Here is a 22,702-nt window from a genome sequence, read left to right on the forward strand (position 1 = left end):
CTGGCTAAGAGCGGCGGTGGTCCGTCTGGATGTCGCGACAGCGCCATCATCATGATGTGTCGATCCTGACAGCGAAGATGGCGCGCGGGGCCGAGCCCGAGGCGAAGCGCTCGACGAGGATCATGCACCCGCCGCAGCATGGGCATGGTGGCCGCGGCTCATCGACCTGATCGGATTATTCGGCCTGAACCGAGACCTGGGCCCTGACGATCTTGTCCGGCCGCTGCGATGACCTGCTGGATGCGGGCGATGGCGTTGGCGCGCCGACCGGAGGCAAGAAGTCCGTAGTGGCGGATGCGCTGGACCCCGTCGGGCAGAACATGGAGCAGGAAGAGGCGGATGAACTCGTGGGGCGTCAGCGTCATGGTCTTGCGCCAGGTCTTGCCGGCCGAGCGGGCGCGATAGTCCTTCCAGCGGAACGTGAGCCCGTGCCTATTCATGGCGACGAGGCGGCTGTTGGCGATAGCGACACGGTGGGTGTAGCAGGCGAGATAGGTCAGCACGGCCTCGGGTCCGCCGAAGGGCCGCTTGGCGTAGGTGTCGCGGCCGCGCACGCAGACCGTGACGATATGCAATGGCGCAACGTCGCGAGCTGCAGGCATGCAGCCGCGTTCATGATCATCGATCATGTGAGATAGGCTCCAATTTTCAGAGGAAAGCGCCGCGGACTGAGACCGGGGCGTCAGAAAGCATGCATTGCGACTGAGGCTATACGGACCGCATAGCCATAACAGACCAGGTCATTCGACCTCGATGAAATAGCGGCCAGCATCCTTGTCGAGCCATTGGAAGCTCGACGTGTAGCCGAGTTGGCCTTGATTGGTCAGAACTGTGTGCTGGCACTTGCCCTGGAGCACCAGCTTGGAGAACTCATCGGTCAGGTGACGATAGACGGGCATCTCGGCATAAGATGTGCCATCGAGCACCTCGATAGCCTCGAACCCGCCACGCCGGGCGGCTGGACTGTTGTTGAGGGCCTCACGCACGGCGCGCTTCATGAAGCTGCTATCGTAGATTGGAAATCCATCCTCGGCGAGTTCTGGACGGCCTGTCTTTCCTTCAACTTGATGCAGCCCGTTCCAGCCGAGCAGGACGAGGCCGATAATCGTAACGAAGGCCTTACGGCTCATTGCCATCGTGCCTTGGCCGATGGTGCCGATCGGGCCGCTCCAGACCAACGCAAGGAACAGGACACAGAGCCCGGCGCCGAGCCAGAACTCGACGCTGAGCAGCAGGAGCGCGATTACCCATAGGGCGAACGCTATCCAGAATCGTCGATACCAAGGCAATTTGCCGGGTTGCAAAGCGGAAGCGGGCGAAGCCGTCTCAGTCATGTCTCATCTCCACTATTGGACCATAAACGCTGTAGTCAAAAACGCATCAAGACGGCGTTTTGCCCGTGTGAAGAAAACGCGTGAAAGCCCCTTACGAAAGGTCGTCGCCGAGAATGTCCGGCGGCTGCGGCAGCTGCGCGAAATGAGCCAGGAGGAGCTGGCGGAGCGGGCCGCACTCCATCGGACCAATGTCAGCAAGCTCGAACGCGAGCTACATGCGATCTCGATCGACAATCTCTATTGGATCGCAAAGGCGCTGGGCGTGGCGCCGGAAGAGCTGCTGCGCGATCCGGGGGCGAGACCGCCGGCCTAGCGCCGTGTCTACAGCAGCCGAATTAGCTTGCGCTGGGCGTCGCTGTCGCCGTCGATGTAGCGCTGCGTCGTCTCGATCGAGCGATGGCCGGCAAGCAATTGCACATCGCGCAGCGAGGCTCCGGCCTTATGTACCTTGCGAGCCGCCGTGGTGACGAAGGTCCGTCGTCCTGAATGTGACGAGCAGCCTTCCAGGCCGACCTCACGATAGAACGCGGTGAACCAGTTGACGATGCTGTTTGCCCGCATCGCTGCGCCGCGAAACGACCGGATCACCGGCTGATCGGGCGCGCCGCCTCCAGCCGGCAGCGACCGCCGAAGCCCGACCAACGCCAGCCGCAGGTCGCGATGGAGCGGAATCCGGCGGCCGCCGGCATATTTGCTGATCGCCGCTTCCAGGCAAATCAGATCGCCGATGCGGCCATCGGCACGCAGCACCATGCCCCAGCGCAGCTTGGCGATCTCGCCTGCCCGCAGGCCAGCATAGACCGACAACAATACAATCGTCTGGTCACGCTCTGGCCAAGCCGACAAGCGCGCCCGCGCCATCGCCCTGCCCAACATAGCAGCCGACGGCGTCTTAGCTTGACGCCCAAGCATGACAATTTCCAAGGGAAGAATGCTGCGCGATTCTAGATGGTGCAAAATAATAATATATCAGTATTAAAAAATGTCATTACTTACATAATTGCAGCAACAGACCGTGCAACCTGCCTGATTTGTGCAGAAATTACACCAAGTCAATTATTACATTATAAATTAGCCTCAACGGGCGCATAAGCCAGCGTCTACTTCAATTCGCCTGCTCGCGCACTAAAGGCAGCCGCAGAGCGCGCTGGCCGAATCGCCTGCCCCGTCGAACGCGAGTTCGGAGCAAAAAGAATCAGACCTGCGAACGGAGATCAAGTTTGTGGGTCAACTCGCATGCCGCGCGCGCAGGCAAAGAAAAACCCTTGCAAAACAAGGGCTTAAATAATGAAATGGCGGACAGGGAGGGATTTGAACCCCCGATACCCGTGAAGGTATGCCGCATTTCGAGTGCGGTGCATTCAACCACTCTGCCACCTGTCCGCGGTGCTCAAGTCGAAGCGGGGTGCTTGTTACACACGAGTCCCGCGCTGCACAAGCCCGTTCATGCAGAACTCGACAGCTCTTCGCTCGAGCGCCCCGCACCCTCCGTCGAACGCGGAGTTTTCCTTGACGCAAGCGCCCTCCGCGCCTAGAGAGCCTCATCCGGCGTGGGGAAACCCGCGCCTGATCTCTTTTGGCCGAAGCCTCGTCAGGTTCGAGATCGAACCGGCAGCGACAGGCCCAAGGAGCGAACCCAAAACGCAACGACTGCCAAAAAGCCGCCCCGCATGCGCTCCCTTCGCGGATCCATGACAGGGCGGGGCCGAACATGGAGAACAATGATGTTCGCAGTCATCAAGACCGGCGGCAAGCAATTCCGCGTCGCCACCAATGACCGCATCACGATCGCCAAGCTCGAGGGCAACCCGGGCGACACCGTCGCCTTCGGCTCCGTGCTGATGCTGACCGATGGCGAGAAGTCGACGATCGGCGCGCCCTTCCTGGGCGACATCACCGTCGCCGGCGAGATCGTCGAGCAGACCCGCGGCGAGAAGGTCATCGCCTTCAAGAAGCGCCGCCGCCAGAATTCGAAGCGCAAGCGCGGCTTCCGCGCCGAGCTGACCGTGGTGCGCATCACCGAGATCCTCACCGGTGGCAAGAAGCCGGAGATGAAGAAGGGCGAAGCCGCCCCCGTCGCGCTCAAGGCCGGCAGCGAAGCCGTCAAGGGCAAGTCGACCAAGGCCGCCAAGGCCGAGGGCCTCGACGCCTCGAACCTCTCGCTGATCTCGGGCGTCGGCCCGACCATCGAGAAGAAGCTGCGCGCCGCCGGCATCACCTCGTGGAACGACATCGCGTCGTGGACCGAGGCCGACATCGCCAAGTGGGACGAGGAGCTCAAGCTGCGCGGCCGCGCCACCCGCGAAGAGTGGGTCGAGCAGGCCAAGGAGCTGCTCGCCGGCAAGCCGCCGCGGGCCAAGGCCGACCAGGCCGAGCTTGCCTCGGGTGAGGACTACTGACCCCGGCTGTCAGCCTCGCAAGAGCTTCGTTTCCGAAACGGGTGGCATTTGCCGCCGATTCGGGTTACATGGACTGAAGAGTTTTCAAGGTAGGGCGTTATGGCTCACAAAAAAGCAGGCGGCTCGTCGCGCAATGGTCGCGACTCCGAAAGCAAGCGTCTCGGCGTGAAGCGCTTCGGCGACCAGGCGGTCGTGGCCGGCAACATCATCGTGCGTCAGCGCGGCACCAAATTCCATCCCGGCGTGAACGTTGGCCTTGGCAAGGATCATACCCTTTTTGCCACGGCGAACGGCCGCGTCCGATTCACGACGAAACTCGGCCGAGCTTTCGTCAACGTAGTCCCGGCCCAAGAGGCCGCAGAATAAACGGCGGATAGGGAACTCTCTCGATCCGTCGGTTCCATCGAACCGGACGATCGAGAAGGGGCAAAAACCCGTCACGGGTTTCCCGAAGGTCAGCGAACCGGGGGAGATGGGACCAAAGCCCATCTCCCCTTTCTCGTTGCGCCGACGGAGAGACCTGATGTTCCCCGAACTGACAAGAGACGACGTCTTCCGGCTCGAGACGCGGCGCCTGTGGCTGCGCTGGCCGCGGGTGGCCGATGCTGCCGCGATCCTGCGGCTCGCCGGCGCCAAGGCCGTGGCCGAAATGACGGCCTCGATCCCGCACCCCTACCCGTCCGGAGCGGCCGAGCCCTTCATCTTTGCTATGCGCAAGGGCAACGCGCTCGGCGAGCATCTGGTGCTGGCGATCACGCCGCGCGATCGGCCCAATGAGCTGATCGGGATGATCGGCGCGCACCCGCAGGCCAGCGGGCGCCCCTTCATCGGCTACTGGCTCGGCACGCCGCACTGGAACAAGGGCTACGCGACCGAGGCCGTGCAGGCCCTGATCGATACGCTGTTCTCTCTGGTCGAGATCGAGGCTGTCGAGGCCGACAGCCGCGTCATCAACCCGGCCTCGCGCCGGGTCCTGGAGAAGAGCGGCTTCCGCCAGGAGGGCTCCTTCCTGAAGTCTCTGCCGGCGCGCGGCGGTCTCTTCCCCTGCGAGCAGTTCCGGCTCGACCGCTCGACCTGGGCCGCCCTGAAGAGCTGGAGCTCTTCAGGCTGGGCTCCGGCCCAGCAGCGGCAGCAGCAGGAGCAGAGCTCGAACCGCAGCGAAGAGCCCTGCATGGCCTGAGCCCCGGCGGGTTCGCAATCGGGCGAACCCGCGCCGCCGGCATTGCTTCGGCGGACACATACGATTAGCTAGCCGCCATGAAATTCCTCGACCAAGCCAAGATCTATGTGAAGGCCGGCAATGGCGGCGCCGGCTGCGTCTCGTTCCGGCGCGAGAAGTTCATCGAGTTCGGCGGGCCCAATGGCGGCGACGGCGGGCGCGGTGGCGACGTCATCGTCGAATGCGTGCAGGGCCTGAACACGCTGATCGACTTCCGCTTCCAGCAGCATTTCAAGGCCAAGACCGGCGAGCACGGCATGGGCAAGGACCGCCATGGCGCCAATGGCGCGCCGGTCGTGCTCAAGGTCCCGCCGGGCACGCAGATCCTCGACGAGGATGGCGAGACGCTGATCGCCGACCTCACCGAGCCGGGCCAGCGCTTCGTGCTGTGCAAGGGCGGCAATGGCGGCTTCGGCAACGCCTATTTCAAGACTGCGACCAACCAGGCGCCGCGCCACGCCAATCCCGGGCTCGACGGCGAAGAGCGCTGGGTCTGGTTCAGGCTGAAGCTGATCGCCGATGCCGGGCTGGTCGGTCTGCCCAATGCCGGCAAGTCGACCTTTCTGGCAACCGTCACCGCGGCCAAGCCGAAGATCGCCGACTACCCGTTCACGACGCTGCATCCCGGCCTCGGCGTGGTCAGGATCGACGGACGCGAGATGGTGCTCGCCGACATCCCAGGGCTGATCGAGGGCGCACATGAAGGCCATGGCCTCGGCGACCGCTTCCTCGGCCATGTCGAGCGCTGCCGGGTGCTGCTGCATCTGGTCGAGGGCACCAGCGAACATGCCGGCAAGGCCTACAAGACCGTGCGCAACGAACTCGCCGCCTATGGCGAGGGCCTGGCCGAGAAGCCGGAGATCGTCGCCCTCTCCAAGGTCGACGCGCTGACGCCCGAAATGCTGAAAGAGCAGCTCGCTCGTCTGAAGCGCGCCTGCAAGCGCACGCCGATCGCGCTCTCGGCCGCATCCGGCGAAGGCGTGGAAGCTGCGCTGCGTGCCGTGCTGGCCGTCGTCGAAGGCGCGCGTGCCGAGGAGGAGCGCGAGCGTGCTCCGGCGCAGGAAACCGGCTGGCATCCCTGATGAGCGTCCAGAGCACGTCCACGCTTCCCTGAAGAGCGGACGTGCTCTGTTTTGCTTCCTTCCATCGCTTTTCCCAGCGACCAGGTGGGCGCTGCGCTCGAAGCGTTTCCGGCTCGCTCGACCTGCCGCGGGACGCATCGAAGACCATGTCCTTGCCTGGACACCGGACTGGCGCGAAGATCGCGCGCGACTGCTCGGCGCGAAGCCCGGAGGGCTTCTTGCCGCCAGCCGCCCTTGCGCTTCAACTCGGCCTCCCCGCCAATCGATCCGGTTCCGCCATGCTGACCAAATCGACGCTCCTCGCACTGCTGTCGACGCTGGTTCTGACAGGGCCGGCCTTCGCCCAGACGCAGCGCCCGGCGCAGTCCGCCCCGGGCGCGGTCTCCCAGCCCGACAATACCACGGCGACCTATGGCGACTGGCTGTTGCGCTGCCAGCAGGGCGTCGGCACCCGCGTCTGCGAGATCGTCCAGACCATCGAGCAACAGGGGCAGCGCGGGCCGATCGCCCTCGTCGCTCTCGGCCGCCCGGTCAAATCCGAACCCTATAAGCTCGTCGTCCAGGTGCCTCCGAACCTGACGCTCGGCAACAATGCCGGCGTCCGGGTGAGCGCCGGCGAGAAAGAGGATGCACTCGCCGTGTTCCAGCGCTGCACGCCCGGCGGCTGCTTCGGCGAGGCGCAACTCAGCGACGATGCCTTCAGGCGCTGGCGCGCGCTCAGCGACGCCGGACAGCTGCGCTATCAGGACGCCGCCAAGCGCGAGGTGACATTGCCGATCTCCTTCCGCGGTTTCACGGCCGCCGCCGACGCGCTGCTTCGCGAGCAGCCCTGACGGCGATCAATGCCCGCCGGAGAGGCGGGCATCGCGCAAGGTGGTGAGCGCCACCGCCATGCAGAAGATCATGCCGGCGACCGCGATCAGCGCGACCGCATGGAAGCCGGTCATGAAGGCCGCGCGCGCCGCCTCGAGCAGATGCGCGGACTGTTCCGGCGCAAGCCGCTCCGCGGCGGCGAGCGCACCGCCGAGCGTCGCACGCGCCGGCGCCAGCGTCGCATTGTCGACGCCCGCGACCGAGAGCCCGGCCATGTTCTGACGATAGAGCGCCGCGCCGAGGCTGCCGAAGACGGCGACGCCGAGCGCGCCGCCCAGTTCGATGCTGGTCTCCGACATGGCGGAGGCGGCCCCTGCCCGCTCCTGCGGCGCCGAACCGACCACGATCCCGGTCGTCAGCGCGACCACGGGCGTGAACCCGATCGAGAACACGATCGAGGAGGCGACGATCTGAACGAGCGTCGGCGCGAAGGCGAGCCAGGCAAAGCCGAGGCCCGAGAGCACCATGCCACCCGCCATCAGCGTCGCCGGCCTGAAGCGGATGGACAGCGGCGTGACCGCGAACGAGGCGAGCGTGAAGGCGACGGCCGAGGGCAGCGACCAGATGCCCGCTTCCAGCGGCGTCAGCCCGGCGACGAGCTGGAGATACTGCGCCATGAAGATGAAGCTGCCGAACATGACCATGATGCCGGCGAGGTTGATCGCCAGCGCCGCGCGGAAGGCGGCAATCCCGAACAGGGCGAGGTCGACCATTGGGTCTGCGAGGCGCTTCTGCCGGCGCGTGAACACCACGCCGAACCAGAGCCCGGCAACGATGCAACCGGCGGCATAAACCGAGAGCCCGAACTCGGCCCAGTGCTTGATCCCGTAGATTGCCGGGAGAATCGCCGCCAGCGAGAGCAAGGCACTCGGCAGATCGAGGCGTCCGGCCTGAGGCGCCTTGTATTCCGGCAGCAGGATCGGACCGATCACCAGCAGCACCAGCATCGGCGGCACCGCGATCAGAAAGACCGAGCCCCACCAGAAATACTCGATCAGCGCGCCGCCGATCAGCGGGCCGATCACGGCGCCGGCCGAGAAGCTCGCGATCCACATCGAGATGGCGAAGGTGCGCTCGGTCTCGTCCTCGAACATCACTGCGATCAGCGACAGCGTCGAGGGCGCCAGCGTCGCCCCGGCGATGCCGAGCAGGGCCCGCATCACGATCAGCATCTCTGTGCTGGTCGAGAAGGCGGCGACGGTGGACGCCAGGCCGAAGGCGGCCGCCCCGATCAGCAAGAGCTTGCGCCGGCCGATCCGGTCGCCGAGCGTTCCCATGGTCATCAGGAAGCCGGCGACCATGAAGCCGTAGATATCGATGATCCAGAGCATCTGCCCTGCCGATGGCTTCAGCTCGCGTATCAGGGTCGGCACCGCGAGGTTCAGCACCGTCAGGTCCATCGAGTAGATCATGCAAGGCACGGCAATGGCGATCAGGCCGAGCCATTCGCGGCGCGTGGCCTTGCGCGCCGGCGCAGCGTCTGTGGTCGAAGTCGTCACGTGGAAGTCGCTTTTCAGTTCTTTTGGAGCCGAACCTTGCCAGCCGAATGCGGCAGGTCCTGTCAGCAGCGCCAGCGCGGGCGCCCGATGCGGGAGCCGACTCTCAGTCCTCGGCGAATTGCAGCCGATAGAGACGCGCATAGGCGCCTTCCCGTGCGATCAGCGCATCATGGCTGCCGGTCTCGATGACGCGGCCCTCGTCGAGCACGACGATCCGGTCGGCATCGCGCACGGTCGAGAGCCGATGCGCGATGACGAGGGTGGTACGCCCCTTCATCAGCTGCGTCAGCGCCTGCTGGACCACGCGCTCGGACTGGGTGTCGAGCGCGCTCGTCGCTTCGTCGAGCAACAGGATCGGCGCGTCCTTGAGGATAGCGCGAGCAATGGCGAGGCGCTGGCGCTCGCCGCCCGAGAGACGCGAGCCGCGCTCCCCGACCCGGGAATCATAGCCCTCAGGCATCGCCATGATGAAGTCGTGGGCAGCCGCCGCCTTCGCCGCAGCGATGATGTCCGCCTCGCTCGCGCCGCGCCGGCCGAAGCCGATATTGGCGCGCACGGTATCGTCGAACAGCACGACATCCTGGCTGACCACGCCGATCTGGGCGCGCAGGCTCGCCAGCGTGACGTCGCGCAGATCCTGACCGTCGATCTCGACACGGCCCTCGTTCGGATCGTAGAGGCGCGGCACCAGCGCCAGCATGGTCGACTTGCCGGAGCCGGAGCGGCCGACCAGCGCGGTGGTCTTGCCCGCCTCGGCCACGAGATCGATGCCTTCGAGCCCGCGCGCATCGTCGCGATAGCGGAAGCGCAGGTCGCGGAAGGCGACTTCGCCGCCGGCGATGGCGAGCGGCTTCGCATCCGGGCGCTCGGCGACCAGGGGCTTCTCGTCGATCAGCGCGTAATAGCGCTTCAACGAGGCGCCCGCCTCCTGCACGATGGCGTTGAGATTGCCGAGAGAGCGCATCGGCTGGGCGGCCAGCAGCAGGGCCGAGACATAGCCGGTGAAGTCGCCGACGGTCGAACCGCCCGAGGTGATGCGCACGCCGATGGCGGCGAGCACGCCGGCGACGGCGAGGCCGCCACCGACCTCGAGCAGCGGGTCGAGCCGGCCGCGCGCATTGGCGGCCTTCATCTTCAGGGCGCGGATCGCCTCGAAGGCGCCGGCGGCGCGGTGCTTCAGATAGGGCTCGAGCGAATCGGTCTTGGCGACGCGCGCGCCCTGCAGGCTCTCGGTCACCAGACTGGCCATCAGCCCGGTCTGCTCCTGCTGGGAGGCCGCCATGCGACGCAGCTTCTTGCCGATCCGGCCGATCGGGCTCGCCACCACCGGCGCGACCAGCAGCACGACCAGCGTCATCTTCCAATCGATCCAGAGCATGGCGCCGACCAGCGCTATCGCGGTCACCACATCGCGGATGGCGATATTGATGATCCGGGTCAGCGCCTCCTTGATGAAGGTGAAGTCGGTGGTGAAGCGCTGGGTCAGCGAGGCCGGATTCTCGCGCTGCAGCTGCGCCAGATCGGCGTCGATCAGATGCGCATAGAGCGCGCTCTGCATGTCGGCCTCGACGCGGCTGACGACGCTGTTGGTCAGCACGGTCTGGGCCAGCAGGGAGAAGCCCTTGATCGCGGTTACGATGACCACGACGATCGCGACCGCGTTGACGACGCCGATCTCGAGGCCGATCGACTTCGAGACCAGCCGCTCGGCCCGGCGCACGAAGCCGGTCGATTCGGCGGTCAGCGGGTCGGCGAAGGCGTCGAAGGCCGCCTTGATCAGGAGCGGATAGAAGCTCGTCGTCGCCGCGATGACGACGACGAGCCCGAGAATCATCGCGATCTGCGGCAGGTAAGACCTGATCCGCTCGCGCCAGACCCGGGCGAAGAGCGCGAGGGTATCGTCGGTGACCTTGCCAATCTTCATGCGGCGCGGCCTATCATGGCCGCCATGCGAGCGCCACTGCCGGTCTTGCTCGCGACACGATGCTGACGTCCGATAGCCGGATTGATTCACCAGCCAAAGGGAACTCATGCCTCTCGCCCCGCCGGCCCAGCCCGGACAATCCTTCGCCGAGATCGACACCCCCGCCCTGATCCTCGATCTCGACGCCTTCGAGAGGAACCTCGTGACCATGGCCGCCTTCGCGGAGGCTGCCGGCGTGCGCTTGAGACCACATGCCAAGACCCATAAGAGCCCCGAGATCGCACTGCGCCAGATCGCCCATGGCGCGGTCGGGCAATGCTGCCAGAAGGTCGGCGAGGCCGAAATCCTGGTCGCCGGCGGGGTGACCGACGTGCTGGTCACCAACGAGATCGTCGGCGCCGCCAAGCTCGACCGGCTGGCCAGGCTCGCCCGCGAGGCCCGGATCGGGCTCTGCGTCGACCATATCGACGGGGTGCGCGAGGCCTCGGAGGCGGCCGCCCGCCATGATATCGTGCTCGACGTCCTGGTCGAGCTCGATATCGGCTCGCGCCGCTGCGGCGTCGCGCCCGGCGAGGCGGCGGTGCGCCTCGCCGAAGCGGTGGCCCGCAGCAACACGCTGCGGCTTTCGGGCGTGCAGGCCTATCATGGCAGCGCCCAGCACATGCGCTCGATCGACGAACGCCGCGAGGCGATCGAGCGCGCCGGGCTGCTGACCCGCAACGTCGTCGAGAGGATCCGGCAGGTCGGCCTGCCCTGCGAGATCGTCAGCGGCGCCGGCACCGGCACTTTCGACCTGGAAGGTCGCTCCGGCATCTGGAACGAGTTGCAGGCCGGCTCCTACATCTTCATGGACGCCGACTACGCTCGCAACCGCAATGCCGACGGCACGCCCTTCCAGACCTTCGAACATGCGCTGTTCATCCTCGCCGGCGTGATGAGCAAGCCGGTGCCGGACCGTGCCATCGTCGATGCCGGGCACAAGACCGCGGCCATCGATTCCGGCATGCCGACGGCCTTCCGGCGCGATGGCGTGATCTACACCAAGCCGTCCGACGAGCACGGCGTGCTCACCGGAGACCCCGTCGCCCTGCCGCATCGCGGCGACCGGCTGTTGCTCGTGCCCGGCCATTGCGACCCGACGGTCAACCTGCACGACTGGTATGTCTGCGTCCGCGGCCTGCATGGGCCCGATGCCCATGTCGAGGCGGTCTGGCCGGTGGCGGCACGCGGCGCCCTCACCTGAGCGCGTGCTGGCCCAGCTCGCCCTGCGTGCGCTGACACCGGCCCTACCGCTGGCACGTCGCTTCGGCCTGCTCCAGGAAAGCGTCGCACTCTGGTCGCGAGGCCTGCGCCAGCGCAAGGCCTGGGCCGAGCATCATGCCCGCTGTCGCAGGCTGGTCGCGGAAGTCGCCGCCGAGCTGCCGCAACACCGGAAGGCCGTGATCCTCGGTTCCGGCTTCCTGCGCGACATCCCGCTGAACGCGCTCTGCCAGGGCTTCGACGAGGTCGTGCTGGTCGACATCGTGCATCTGCCGCCGGTGCGCCTGCGGCTGCTGCCGCGCCGGAATGTCCGTCTCCTGACCAGCGACCTCACCGGCGCCATGGCCTGGCTCGCCGGCGAGGCCGAAGGCCGGGCCGATCCGCTCGCCGGACTGATCGCCGATGAAGCGGTGGACCTCGTCGTCTCGGCCAATCTGCTCTCGCAGCTCGCCTGACCGGTCGCCGACTGGCTCGAGGATCACCCCGCACGCGCCGCCGCGCTGCCGTCCGATATGCCGGCCCGTTGCATCGCCTGGCATCTCGACGATCTCTCTCGCTTCAAGGGCCATGTCTGCCTGATCAGCGATGTCGAAATGGTCGAGCGCGAACGCGACGGCGCGATCCATGACCGGCTCGACCTGACCTATGGCGTCAAGCTGCCGCCAGAGGACGAAAGCTGGCTCTGGCCGGTTGCGCCATTCGGCGAGGCAGAACGGGACCGGGAGTTCGTGCACAAGGTCTGCGCCTGGCGGGACTTCCAAGGAAGCCGGTCGCCGCGTCTCGCATCGGGCGAGAACTGACGACCTAGTCCGAGCTCGGGCTAAACGCCTCTTTTATTGCAAATGCATCTCAATGACAAGTAATTGAAATTACTTATCAATTGACTTTGAAAGCGTTGTTTCCTAGGGCATTGCCATCGGGGAGTAGCGGCGCGCTGGGGGCGCGCGATCGTGTCAACACGCTCGCAGCGAGGACTGCGTGGCGCGATCAGCCGGACCAGTCCGGCCAAGCGAGACCGTGACGGTGACGCCTTGCGGACAAGGCCCGAAATCCGTCCGGTCCCCAGTCCGCGCATGAGAACAGCAATGTCACCCGTTTCCATCGCCGTCCTCGCCGTCGGCATGTCGGTCGACGCCCTTCTGGCGTCCATTGGTCGGGGCGCCGCGGCGCAACGTCCCCGCTTCGCCGAAGCGCTGCGCACCGGCGCCATCTTCGGTATGGTCGAGGCGATCACGCCATTGCTCGGCTGGGGCGCCGGATTGGCCGCAAGCCGCTACATTGCGGCCATCGATCACTGGATCGCCTTCGTGCTGCTCGGGATCGTCGGCGGCCGGATGATCCTGCACTCGCTCCTCCCCGCAACGGAACGCGCGGCGGTGGCGCGCGGCAACTCGCTCTGGACAGTCATGGCGACGGCGATCGGCACCAGCATCGATGCGATGGCGGTCGGCGTGTCGCTCGCCTTCCTGGACGTGAACATCATCGTCGTCGCCTTGGCGGTCGGCTTTGCGACCTTCCTTATGTCGACGGGCGGCATGATGGCCGGCAACCTGATCGGCGTCCGATTCGGCCGCTGGGCCGAACGGATCGGCGGCATGGCCCTGGTCGGCCTCGGCATCTCCATCCTGATCAGCCATCTCTCGGCAGGCTGACGAGGCACGGGGCCGTTTCCCTATAGCATCGGACCGAAAAGGGGAATCCACTTTTCGGAAAATTCCGATGCGGTAACAATGAGATAGATCCCCGTAACCGCGTCCGAACGGACGCGCGGCGATCTAGCGGTTGAGCCTGACCGAGCCGCTGATCGACAGATCGTAGCCGCCGAACTCCCTGGCGCGCGCCGCCATGTCCGGCCCACGCATCCAGCCGAGAAGCTTCTGCGCTTGCGGCTCGAAATAGCTGCGGCGGCGCATGACGAGATCGACATGCTCCCAGACAAGCGGCAGGAATTCGAGGCCGAAGGCCATGGCGACGGCGCGTGCCGCGATGCCGCAATCGGCACGGCCGGTCCGGATCGCCAGAGCGAGATCCTGGCCGGTGGCGCATATGCCCTCCGCCGCAACCATCCTGCCCGAGCCGACGCCAGCCCGCTCCAGCAGGCTCTGCAGCAGCAATTGCGCGCCGGCGCCGCGCTGGCGCTGGGCGAAGCGCGCGCCTTTGGCGATGGCGCTGGCGAGACCGTCCAGCCCCAACGGATTGCCCGGTGCCAACAGCAGACCCTGCTCGCGCCGGGCGAAATTGATCACCACCGCGTCGTGCAGCATGCCTTCGGCACGGATGGCGACGAGGTTGGCGGCCTCGTCATCGGGGGTGGCATGAAGATGCAACGCCGCGATCGCGACCTCGTTGCGCAGCAGGCGGTCGAGCCCGGCCTGTGAGCCCTCGGCCAGCAGCGCCAATCCGCAGCCCGATTCCCGAATGGCGAGTTCGAGCAGCGAATCCTGGCTGCCGCCGACGATCGGTGGTGGCGGTGCCGGCTCCAGCCCTTCCGGGCGTGCCAGACCCGCCTCCAGCCAGCGGTCGAGGCCGGCGCGCGGAAACAGCCATTTGCCGGAAACCTTGGTGCAAGGCACCGCGCCCTGCGCCACCAGCTCATAGAGCTTGCGCTCCTTGAGCCGGACATAGGCGGCCGCCTCCTCGGTGGTCAGCCAGGACTGATCCTGCATTCAGATGTTCCTGCCTGCACAGGCTACGAGATTGGCTTTTGGTCGCATTGAACTCTACCAATTGCAAATGCTTGCAATCGGATGCGGGCATTGGCGGGAGTGCGGTGTGGAGGTCAGCGCAGTATTCCAGGCGGCTTTTGCGCTGGTCGTCGGGCTCGATCCCGACTTCCTCGGCATTGTCGGCCTGTCGCTGCGGGTGACGCTGACGGCGGTCGCTGTCGCGGCGCTGATCGGCCTGCCGCTCGGCGCGGCGCTGGCGCTGGCGCGCTTCCCCGGCCGCTCGGCGATCATCGTCTGCCTGAACGCGCTGATGGGGCTGCCGCCGGTGGTCGCCGGGCTCGCCGTCTTCCTGATGCTGTCGCGCTCCGGGCCGCTCGGGCCGCTCGGCCTCTTGTTCACGCCGACAGCGATGATCATCGCGCAGGTCATCCTGGTGCTGCCGATCGTGATCGCGCTGACCCGGCAGGTGATCGAGGACCTTTGGGGCGAATATCGCGACCATCTGCGCTCGGTCGGCCTCGAAGGCATGCGGGCGATCCCGACCCTGCTCTTCGACGGGCGCTTCTCGCTGGCGACCGCCCTGCTCGCCGGCTTCGGCCGGGCCAGCGCCGAGGTCGGCGCCGTGCTGATCGTCGGCGGCAACATCGCCGGGTACACCCGCACCATGACCACGGCGATCACGCTCGAAACCTCGAAGGGCGACCTGCCGCTGGCGCTCGGCCTCGGCATCGTCCTGCTCTCGCTGACGCTCGCCATCAATGCCGTCGCCTTCGGCGCCAGCCGGATCGGCGCACGCTATGCGGGATAGGCGCCATGCTTGACGCGACCTCGATCCTGCCGCTCACCGTCGACGCCGTCTCCTTCTCCGGCGGCGGCAGGCAGTTGCTGGAGCCGAACAGCTTCGTCATCCCTGCCGGCGGCCTGACGGTGGTGCTCGGCCCCAACGGCGCCGGCAAGTCGCTGACCCTTCGCCTCTGCCACGGCCTGCTGAATCCGAGCCGCGGCACGGTGCGCTGGGCGGACGCGCCGGGCGGCCAGCACGCCGCCAGAAGGCAGGCCAAGCGCCATGCCATGGTGTTCCAGAAGCCGATCATGCTGCGCCGCTCGGTCGAGGCCAATATCGCCCATGCGCTGGCGGCTTCCGGCACGGCAGGCGCCGAGCGCAAGGTCCGCACACAACAGGCGCTCGCCCGCTTCGGCCTGGCGGAGCGGGCGGCACAGCCGGCGCGCCTGCTCTCCGGTGGCGAACAACAGCGCCTCGCCATCGCCCGCGCCTGGGCGCTGCGGCCGGAACTGCTCTTCCTCGACGAGCCGACCTCGCAGCTCGACCCCGCCGCGACCCGCCAGATCGAGGACCTGCTCACCGTCCTCGTCGCCGAGGGCATCACGGTGATGATGTCGACCCATGATCTCGGTCAGGCCCGCCGCCTCGCCGACCGGGTGCTGTTCCTGCATCGCGGCCGCCTCGTCGAGGACGCGGCTGCCGCAAGCTTCTTCGCCGGCCCGCAGTCGGCCGAGGCGCGTGCCTTCCTGGCAGGAGAGCTGCTGTGGTGAAGCCGCGCACCGCCCGTCACAGCCACGGCCCTCATCCCGAGGAGCGGTGGCGGACAGATCTCGAAGCATGCTCCGCAGCGCGCCGAGCTATCCTTCGAGGCGCCGCGGAGCTTGCATCGGCCGGCCGAAAACCGGGCCGGGGAAGGCTCCGCAGGACGAGGTCTGAAGGAACATGTCCGACAGAAACCAAGGGGATGAAACAATGTCATTGATCCAGCGCCGCTCCCTCATCGCCGCCGGGCTCTTCCTCGGCCTTGCCGGCCATGCCCTCGCCCAGGCTCCCGCCGCCGCGCCACCGGCCGCGACAGCGCCGGCCGGAACCCGCTTCATCACCGTGGCGTCGACGACCTCGACCCAGGATTCCGGGCTGTTCGGCCATATCCTGCCGATCTTCAAGGCGAAGACCGGTATCGAGGTCCGCGTCATCTCGCAGGGCACCGGCCAGGCCCTCGACACAGGCAGGCGCGGCGATGCCGATGTCGTCTTCGTCCACGCCAAGGCGCAGGAGCTGAAATTCGTCGAAGAAGGCTTTTCCACCGAGCGACGCCCGGTGATGTACAATGACTTCGTGCTGATCGGGCCGAAATCCGACCCGGCCGGCGTCGCCGGCAGCAAGGACATCGTCGCCGCCCTGAAGAAGATCCAGGAGAAGGGTGCCCCGTTCGTCTCGCGCGGCGACAAGTCCGGCACCCATTCCGCCGAGCTCAATCTCTGGAAGGCCGCCGGCATCGACATCGTCGCGCAGAAGGGCCCGTGGTATCGCGAGATCGGCCAGGGCATGGGCGCCGCCCTCAACACCTCCGGCGCAATGGGCGCCTATGTGCTCTCCGACCGCGCCACCTGGATCTCGTTCAAGAACCGCGGCGACCTCGTGATCTCGGTCGAGGGCGACAAGCGCTTGTTCAACCAGTACGGCGTGATGTCGGTCAGCCTCGCCAAGCATCCGCACGTCAAGTTCAACGACGGCAAGCTCTTCGCCGACTGGCTGACCAGCCCGGAAGGCCAGAAGGCGATCGCCGACTACAAGATCGACGGCCAGCAGCTCTTCTTCCCCAACGCCGGGCAGGCCGGGGCGTGAGACGGTGCGCCGCCTCGCCCTCGCCGGTGTTGTCTGCCTGATGGCCGGGATCGCAACCGCACAGGAACCGGTGCTGCTCCACGCAGCCGGCAGCCTGCGCGGCGCCCTGACCGAGGTCGCGCAGGCCTTCGAGGCGCAGACGAAGCTCGCCGTGAAGCCCGTCTACGGGGCTTCCGGCCTGCTGCATGACCGCATCGCCAAGGGCGAGGCGGCGGAGGTCTTCGCCTCCGCCAATATGGAGCATCCGCAGGCCCTGGCGCGGACAAACCGTGCCGGGCCGGTCGTGCTCTTCGCCCGCAACGAGCTCTGCGCCTTCGTCCGGCCGGATCTGTCGGCAACCAGCGAGACCCTGCTCGAGCGCCTGCTCGATCCCAGGGTGAAGCTCGGGACCTCGACGCCGCGCGCCGACCCGTCCGGCGACTATGCTTTCGCCGTCTTCGCCCGCGCGGAGGCGGTGAAGCCCGGCGCCCGGGCCACGCTCGAGGCCAAGGCCCTGCAACTCACCGGCAGCGCGACCAGCGTGCCGGCGCCGGCAGGCGTCAATGTCTACGGCCACAAGATCGCCAGCGGCGAGGCCGATATCTTCCTGGCCTATTGCACTAACGCCCAGCCCTTGGCGCAGGAGCAGCCGAGAATCCGGCTCGTCCACCTGCCGCCTGCGCTCGCGGTCGGCGCCGATTACGGGCTGACGGTGCTGAACGGCGCCTCGCCAAACGGCTACCGGCTCGCCATGTTCATCCTGTCGCCGGCAGGGCAGACGATCCTGGCGAAACACGGTTTCTCGGCGCCCGGACTGCCGCGTGGCGAACCTTGAACGAAACAGGACGGCGGGCATGGATTGGCAAGCGACGCGGCCGGGCGAGACCGAAGCCCCCCTGCCCGAGCGAAGCGATGCGCATCTCGTCTTCATCGGCCGCATCCGCACGCCTTTCGCGACGCGCGACCAGTGCCCGCGCCGCGGCAGCCAGGATGGGCCGCTCTGCCGGATCGAGCTCGATCCGGCCTTTCGCCCGGCGCTGCTCGGCATCGAGGCCTTCGACGAGCTCGACATCCTCTACTGGATGCACGAAGCGCGGCGCGATCTGCTGACGCAGACGCCGCGTGGCGGTGCCGTCTCCGGCACCTTCGCCTTGCGCTCGCCGGTGCGGCCGAACCCGATCGCCCTGTCGCGGGTGAAGCTGGAGGGCGTCGAGGACGGCGTCCTGCTCGTGCGCGGGCTCGACTGCCTCGACGGCACGCCGCTGGTCGACATCAAGCCCTGGCGCTGCCCGCATTCGTCCGCCCGGGTGGAGAAAAGCCATGCTGGGCCCTGACAGGCGCGCCCTGCTGGCAGGCGTCGCAGCCGTGCTGGCGGCGCCGCGCCTCGCCCACGCCGCGACCGTTCGCGACGGCGCCGGGCGCGAGGTGCCGGTTCCCGGCAAGGTCGAGCGCCTCTTCCCGGCCGGCCCGCCGGCGGCGATCCAGATCTACACGCTCGCGCCCGAATTGCTGCTCGGCTGGCCGCGCGCCAATCGGCCGGAGGAGCGCGAATTCCTCCTGCCGGGCATTGGCGACCGGCCCGAGATCGGCCGGATCACCGGGCGCGGCAACAGTGCCAATCTCGAGGCGGTGCTGCAGCTCAAGCCGGACCTGATCATCGATTCAGGCTCGACCGGCCGGACCTATGTCGAGCTGGCCGAGCGGGTACAGTCGCAGACCGGCATCCCCTATGCGCTGCTGGACGGGCGTTTCGCTCAGATCCCCGCGAGCTATCGCATCCTCGGCCGTCTCACTGGCCGCTCCGAGCGGGCCGAGACGCTGGCGCGCTGGTGCGAGGAGACGATGGCGACGATAAGCGGGCGCATCGCTGCAATCCCGGCCGAGCAGCGGCCGCGCGTCTACTATGCCCGCGGCCCGCGCGGGCTGGAGACCGGGCTCGGCGGCTCGATCAATGTCGAGACGCTCGGCTTCGTCGGCGCCCGCAATGTCGCGGCAGATCAGCAGGGCAGCGGCCTCGCCCAGGTTTCGCTGGAACAGGTGCTGGCCTGGAACCCCGACGTGATCGTGACGATCGACCTTGCCTTCGCCGAGAGCGTGCGCAGCGATCCGAGCTGGGCCGGGGTCAGAGCGGTACGCGAAGGCCGTGTGCATCTCTCGCCGAAACTGCCCTTCGGCTGGGTCGACTTCCCGCCCTCGGTCAACCGGATGATCGGCCTCTGGTGGCTGGCGAAGCTGCTCTATCCCGCACAGTTCCCGGAAGATATCCGCAAGCTCGCCCGCGATTTCCACAGCCTGTTCTACCAGGTGACGCCGAGCGAGGCGCAGCTCGACCGCGTGCTCGCGGGGCGGGGGTAACCCCTTGGCCTCGTCTCCCCTGCGCGGCAACCTGATCGCCCTCGGACTGCTCGGGCTCGCCGTGATCGGCGCTTTCGCGCTCGGCCGGTTTCCGGTCGGCCCGGGCGATATCATCGGCTCGATCTGGGCATGGCTTTCGGGCAGACCATCCGATCTGCCGCCGCAGGTCGAGACCGTGATCTGGAACATTCGCGGCCCACGCGTCCTCGCGGCGATCCTGTGCGGCGCGGCGCTCGCCGTCGCCGGCGCCGCCTTCCAGGGCCTGTTTCGCAACCCGCTCGTCTCCCCGGACATCCTCGGCGCCTCCTCCGGCGCGGCGCTGGGTGCGGTCATCGGCATCTATCTCTCGCTCGGCCTGCTGGCGATCCAGCTCGCCGCCTTCGTCGGCGGGCTCGTCGCCGTCGGCGCGGTTTATGCGGTCGGCTCGACGATCAGGCGCGGCGATCCGGTGCTGGTGCTGGTACTGACCGGCGTCGTCGTCGGCTCGCTACTCGGGGCCGGAATCGGGCTGATCAAATACTGGGCCGACCCCTACAACCAGCTGCCGGCGATCACCTTCTGGCTGCTCGGCAGCCTCGCGGGCACCGCCAGGCCCGATCTCCTGCCTTTGCTCGGCCCGGTCCTGGTCGGCACCGGCGTGCTGCTCGCCTTGCGCTGGCGGATGAACGTGATGTCCCTTCCGGAGGAGGAGGCCCGCGCCCTCGGCCTAGCCACCGGTCCCTTGCGCATCGCCATCGTCGCCGCGGCGACGCTGGTGACGGCTGCCAGCGTCGCGGCCGCAGGCATCATCGGCTGGGTCGGCCTCGTCGTGCCGCATCTGGCGCGCTTCCTGGTCGGGCCGGATTTCAGCCGGTTGCTGCCGACGGCGGCGATCCTCGGAGCCGGCTATCTCCTCGCCATCGATACGCTCGCCCGCACCGCCGCGCCGGTCGAGACCCCGCTCGGCATCCTCACCGCCGTGATCGGGACGCCCTTCTTCATCTGGCTGCTGGCCTCGGCACGCGGGGGCTGGTCGTGAGCCTCGCAGCCAGCGCCCTCGCCTATGGCTATCGCGAGCGCGAGATCGGCCGCGACATCGAACTTGCCCTGAAGGCCGGCGAGGTGATGGCCCTGCTCGGCCCGAACGGCCATGGCAAGACCACACTGCTCAAGACCCTGCTCGGCCTGCTGCCTGCCCGCGGCGGCGGCCTCAGCCTCGACGGCCAGCCGCTGGCCGCGCTCGGTATCGGCGCGCGAGCGCGGGCGCTCGGCTATGTGCCGCAGGCCCATGCCGGCACCTTCGCCTTCACCGTCGCCGAGATCGTCCTGATGGGCCGCACGGCTCATGCCGGGCTCTTCGCGGCCCCCTCCGCGCATGACCGCGCGGTCGCACGCGCCATGCTGGAACGGCTCGGGATCGCGGCGCTGGCAAAGCGGCCTTACACCGAGATCTCCGGCGGCGAGCGGCAACTCGCGCTCGTCGCCCGCGCTCTGGCGCAGGAACCGCGCTACATCATTCTCGACGAGCCGACCGCCAGCCTCGATTTCGGCAACCAAGGCAAGGTGATGGCCCAGATCCGGCGCCTCGCGGCGGAAGGGCTCGGCGTGCTGTTCACGACGCACGACCCGAACCAGGCACTGCGCTATGCCGACCGGGTAATGCTGCTGCGCGACGGGCGGGCCTTGGCGAGCGGGCCCGCAGCCGCCCTGCTGACACCGGATAATCTCGTCGCGCTCTACGGCAGCGCGGTCGAGACTGTGCGCGATGCCGATGGCCGGCTCGCCTTCCTGCCGGGCTGACACCGGACCGACACAACATCTGGTCAGAATCTCCCGATCCTGTTTACCTAACGGCAGACAAGACCATGCGAGCTTGCGGCCATCTGCCAGGCCCGCCGCGCCTCCTAGCCGCGAATTTTCGGCCTTTTCAATGTTCTGGAGCGACTGGATGAAGCGTTTCCTGGGAGCCACCTTTCTGCGCGGCCTTGCGCTCGCCGGCGCGTTGACCGTCAGCGGCGTGCAGGCGCAGGAGCCGAGCCAAGCAACGATCGAAGCGCTGTTGCCGGAGCTGGAGAAGCAGGTCGTCGCCGGCATGAAGGCGTTTTCGGTGCCCGGCGTCGCGCTCGGCATCGTCCATGACGACAAGCTGATCTACGCCAAGGGTTTTGGTGTCAAAGCCCAGGGCAAGCCCGAAGCGGTGGGCGCGGAGACGCTGTTCCAGGTCGGCTCGACGACAAAGGCCTTTCTCGGCGTGACGCTGGCGCAGGCGGTCGATGCCGGCCGGATCGGCTGGAACGACCCGGTGATCGACCATCACCCCGCCTTCCAGCTCTCCGATCCCTGGATCACCCGCGACTTCCGCGTGCTCGACCTCGCGGCGCAGCGTTCCGGGCTGACACCTTACGTCAATGACGCTCTCGCCCTGCTCGGCTTCGACAAGGCAACGCTGATCCGCTCGATGCGCGCGGCGCCGCAGACAGGCGCCTTCCGTTCCGATTTCCGCTATCTCAACATCCCGCATATCGTCGGCGGCGAGATCGTCGCCAAGGCCAATGGCACGCCCTCCTGGTTCGCCTCTCTGAAGCGCAGCGTGCTCGACCCGCTGGGCATGGCATCGACCACGGCGAGCGCCGAGGCGATCGAGAAAGCCGCAGACCACGCGACCGGGCACCGGCTCGACGCCGCCCCCGTCGCGGTGCCGTTCCATCCCTCCTTCCCCTATGCGCACGGGCCCGCCGGGGGGCTCAACTCGAACGTGCCCGACATGGCGAAATGGCTGCGCCTGCAGCTCGGCCGCGGCATCTTCGACGGCAAGGTCGTCGTCTCGGAAGAGCATCTCGACGTAACCTGGACGCCGCGCGTCGCCATGAACGAGCGGACCAGCTATGCGGTCGGCTGGATCATCAGCGCGACGCCGCGCGGGCGGGTCATCTGGCACAATGGCGGAACCTTCGGCTTCGGCGCCCATGCGGGCTTCCTGCCCGATGCCAGGACCGGCATCGTAATCCTGACCAATCTCGAGAATAGCGGCATGGCGGACGCGTTGGGCATGTGGTTCTACGACCGCGTCCTCGGCAATCCCGTCGTCGACAATATCGCGCTCGGCGCCGCCGCCGCGAAGGCCAAGCGCGAAGCCGCGCTGAAGGAGGCCGCCGGCTTCGTCCCCGGACCCCTGGCTGCCAATGCCTCCGCCCTCGCCGGAACCTATGTCTCGCCGATCCTCGGCGAGGCGACCATCACCCTGGTCAACGGCAACCTCCAGATGAAACTGGAGGCGACCGAGGCAGTCGGCCTGCTCGAAGCGAGCCGGGACGACCCTTTCCTGTTCGCGGCGACGCTCGCACCGGTCGGCGACTTTGCCGCCCCGGTGGCGATGAGCGGCGGCGAGGCCTTCACCCGGCTGCGCTTCGAGCCCGACAACAATGGCAGGATCACGCAGCTGCGCTGGCTCAGTCCCGAGCTGCCGCATCTCTTCAGCCGAGCGCCGGCACAGTGATGCCG

At 67.4% G+C, this 22,702-nt stretch carries 24 protein-coding genes, 1 tRNA gene and 1 pseudogene; 19 read left to right on the forward strand and 7 right to left on the reverse strand.

The window, feature by feature from the left end; all coding sequences use genetic code 11:
- Positions 1-49: 49 nt before the first annotated feature.
- Both AC3RCC_RS17565 and AC3RCC_RS17570 read right to left on the reverse strand, forming a co-directional pair.
- A pseudogene (locus tag AC3RCC_RS17565) lies at positions 50-536 on the reverse strand (transposase); the annotation flags it as partial.
- A gap of 204 nt (positions 537-740) precedes the next feature.
- On the reverse strand, positions 741-1,334 hold the full coding sequence (locus AC3RCC_RS17570; RefSeq protein WP_492256070.1) for a hypothetical protein: 594 nt from the start codon (positions 1,332-1,334) through the stop codon (positions 741-743).
- On the opposite strand from AC3RCC_RS17570, the gene AC3RCC_RS17575 reads away from it, so the two are divergent.
- On the forward strand, positions 1,333-1,647 hold the full coding sequence (locus AC3RCC_RS17575; RefSeq protein WP_492256071.1) for a helix-turn-helix domain-containing protein: 315 nt from the start codon (positions 1,333-1,335) through the stop codon (positions 1,645-1,647). The two genes, AC3RCC_RS17570 and AC3RCC_RS17575, sit on opposite strands and share 2 nt — an antisense overlap.
- A gap of 8 nt (positions 1,648-1,655) precedes the next feature.
- Here AC3RCC_RS17575 and AC3RCC_RS17580 read toward each other — a convergent pair whose 3' ends face one another.
- Complete coding sequence (locus AC3RCC_RS17580) at positions 1,656-2,246, reverse strand: tyrosine-type recombinase/integrase (protein ID WP_492256072.1); 591 nt, start codon at positions 2,244-2,246, stop codon at positions 1,656-1,658.
- A 381-nt stretch (positions 2,247-2,627) separates the two neighbouring features.
- Positions 2,628-2,717: transfer RNA gene (locus tag AC3RCC_RS17585), tRNA-Ser, on the reverse strand.
- A 341-nt stretch (positions 2,718-3,058) separates the two neighbouring features.
- Between AC3RCC_RS17585 and rplU the strand changes: the two genes are divergently transcribed.
- From rplU to AC3RCC_RS17610, 5 genes are all read left to right on the forward strand, one after another.
- Positions 3,059-3,733 carry a 50S ribosomal protein L21 gene (gene rplU, locus AC3RCC_RS17590; RefSeq protein WP_291638851.1) on the forward strand — a complete coding sequence of 225 codons (675 nt, stop codon included), beginning with the start codon at positions 3,059-3,061 and terminating at the stop codon, positions 3,731-3,733.
- A 99-nt stretch (positions 3,734-3,832) separates the two neighbouring features.
- Positions 3,833-4,099 (forward strand): 50S ribosomal protein L27, encoded by a 267-nt coding sequence (gene rpmA / locus AC3RCC_RS17595; protein ID WP_291638852.1) that lies wholly within the window; start codon positions 3,833-3,835, stop codon positions 4,097-4,099.
- 157 nt (positions 4,100-4,256) lie between these two features.
- Positions 4,257-4,913, forward strand: a complete 657-nt coding sequence (locus tag AC3RCC_RS17600) for a GNAT family N-acetyltransferase (RefSeq protein ID WP_291647073.1) — start codon at positions 4,257-4,259, stop codon at positions 4,911-4,913.
- 77 nt (positions 4,914-4,990) lie between these two features.
- Positions 4,991-6,034: a GTPase ObgE gene (gene obgE / locus AC3RCC_RS17605; protein ID WP_291647072.1), complete on the forward strand. Its 1,044-nt coding sequence runs from the start codon at positions 4,991-4,993 to the stop codon at positions 6,032-6,034.
- 278 nt (positions 6,035-6,312) lie between these two features.
- Positions 6,313-6,867 (forward strand): invasion associated locus B family protein, encoded by a 555-nt coding sequence (locus tag AC3RCC_RS17610; RefSeq protein ID WP_492256073.1) that lies wholly within the window; start codon positions 6,313-6,315, stop codon positions 6,865-6,867.
- A 6-nt stretch (positions 6,868-6,873) separates the two neighbouring features.
- Here the strand turns inward: AC3RCC_RS17610 and AC3RCC_RS17615 are convergent, their stop codons facing one another.
- Complete coding sequence (locus AC3RCC_RS17615) at positions 6,874-8,406, reverse strand: MFS transporter (protein WP_492256074.1); 1,533 nt, start codon at positions 8,404-8,406, stop codon at positions 6,874-6,876.
- Positions 8,407-8,509: 103 nt separating this feature from the next.
- Positions 8,510-10,330 (reverse strand): ABC transporter ATP-binding protein, encoded by a 1,821-nt coding sequence (locus AC3RCC_RS17620; protein WP_492256075.1) that lies wholly within the window; start codon positions 10,328-10,330, stop codon positions 8,510-8,512.
- Positions 10,331-10,436: 106 nt separating this feature from the next.
- Between AC3RCC_RS17620 and AC3RCC_RS17625 the strand changes: the two genes are divergently transcribed.
- The 4 genes from AC3RCC_RS17625 (at position 10,437) to AC3RCC_RS17640 (ending at position 13,242) form a co-directional block, all read left to right on the forward strand.
- Positions 10,437-11,573 (forward strand): DSD1 family PLP-dependent enzyme, encoded by a 1,137-nt coding sequence (locus AC3RCC_RS17625; RefSeq protein ID WP_492256076.1) that lies wholly within the window; start codon positions 10,437-10,439, stop codon positions 11,571-11,573.
- 4 nt (positions 11,574-11,577) lie between these two features.
- The gene (locus AC3RCC_RS17630; protein WP_492256077.1) at positions 11,578-12,045 is read left to right on the forward strand and encodes a hypothetical protein; all 468 of its coding nucleotides are present in this window, start codon (positions 11,578-11,580) and stop codon (positions 12,043-12,045) included.
- Positions 12,046-12,102: 57 nt separating this feature from the next.
- The gene (locus tag AC3RCC_RS17635) at positions 12,103-12,390 is read left to right on the forward strand and encodes a hypothetical protein (protein ID WP_492256078.1); all 288 of its coding nucleotides are present in this window, start codon (positions 12,103-12,105) and stop codon (positions 12,388-12,390) included.
- A gap of 285 nt (positions 12,391-12,675) precedes the next feature.
- Positions 12,676-13,242, forward strand: a complete 567-nt coding sequence (locus tag AC3RCC_RS17640) for a manganese efflux pump MntP (protein ID WP_291638860.1) — start codon at positions 12,676-12,678, stop codon at positions 13,240-13,242.
- Positions 13,243-13,365: 123 nt separating this feature from the next.
- Here AC3RCC_RS17640 and AC3RCC_RS17645 read toward each other — a convergent pair whose 3' ends face one another.
- A complete protein-coding gene (locus AC3RCC_RS17645) occupies positions 13,366-14,256 on the reverse strand; it encodes a substrate-binding domain-containing protein (RefSeq protein ID WP_291638861.1) in 891 nt (296 codons plus the stop codon).
- A gap of 106 nt (positions 14,257-14,362) precedes the next feature.
- Between AC3RCC_RS17645 and AC3RCC_RS17650 the strand changes: the two genes are divergently transcribed.
- From AC3RCC_RS17650 to AC3RCC_RS17690, 9 genes are all read left to right on the forward strand, one after another.
- On the forward strand, positions 14,363-15,064 hold the full coding sequence (locus AC3RCC_RS17650; RefSeq protein WP_465247205.1) for an ABC transporter permease: 702 nt from the start codon (positions 14,363-14,365) through the stop codon (positions 15,062-15,064).
- Positions 15,065-15,069: 5 nt separating this feature from the next.
- A complete protein-coding gene (locus AC3RCC_RS17655; protein ID WP_492256079.1) occupies positions 15,070-15,810 on the forward strand; it encodes an ATP-binding cassette domain-containing protein in 741 nt (246 codons plus the stop codon).
- Between the two features lie 202 nt (positions 15,811-16,012).
- Entirely contained in the window at positions 16,013-16,888 is an 876-nt protein-coding gene (locus AC3RCC_RS17660; RefSeq protein ID WP_492256080.1) for an ABC transporter substrate-binding protein, read from the forward strand.
- Positions 16,889-16,892: 4 nt separating this feature from the next.
- A complete protein-coding gene (locus AC3RCC_RS17665; protein ID WP_492256081.1) occupies positions 16,893-17,702 on the forward strand; it encodes a molybdate ABC transporter substrate-binding protein in 810 nt (269 codons plus the stop codon).
- Positions 17,703-17,721: 19 nt separating this feature from the next.
- A complete protein-coding gene (gene tsaA / locus AC3RCC_RS17670) occupies positions 17,722-18,201 on the forward strand; it encodes a tRNA (N6-threonylcarbamoyladenosine(37)-N6)-methyltransferase TrmO (RefSeq protein WP_291647063.1) in 480 nt (159 codons plus the stop codon).
- Positions 18,188-19,222, forward strand: coding sequence for an iron ABC transporter substrate-binding protein (locus AC3RCC_RS17675; protein ID WP_492256082.1), 1,035 nt, complete (start codon positions 18,188-18,190; stop codon positions 19,220-19,222). The genes tsaA and AC3RCC_RS17675 overlap by 14 nt, the downstream gene beginning before the upstream one ends.
- Positions 19,223-19,226: 4 nt before the next feature.
- On the forward strand, positions 19,227-20,240 hold the full coding sequence (locus tag AC3RCC_RS17680) for a FecCD family ABC transporter permease (protein ID WP_291638866.1): 1,014 nt from the start codon (positions 19,227-19,229) through the stop codon (positions 20,238-20,240).
- Positions 20,237-21,001: an ABC transporter ATP-binding protein gene (locus tag AC3RCC_RS17685; protein ID WP_492256083.1), complete on the forward strand. Its 765-nt coding sequence runs from the start codon at positions 20,237-20,239 to the stop codon at positions 20,999-21,001. The genes AC3RCC_RS17680 and AC3RCC_RS17685 overlap by 4 nt, the downstream gene beginning before the upstream one ends.
- A gap of 148 nt (positions 21,002-21,149) precedes the next feature.
- Positions 21,150-22,697, forward strand: a complete 1,548-nt coding sequence (locus AC3RCC_RS17690; protein ID WP_492256084.1) for a serine hydrolase — start codon at positions 21,150-21,152, stop codon at positions 22,695-22,697.
- The last annotated feature ends 5 nt before the right edge of the window (positions 22,698-22,702 follow it).

It is taken from the genome of Allobosea sp. GW823-FHT01F03 (assembly GCF_058798075.1).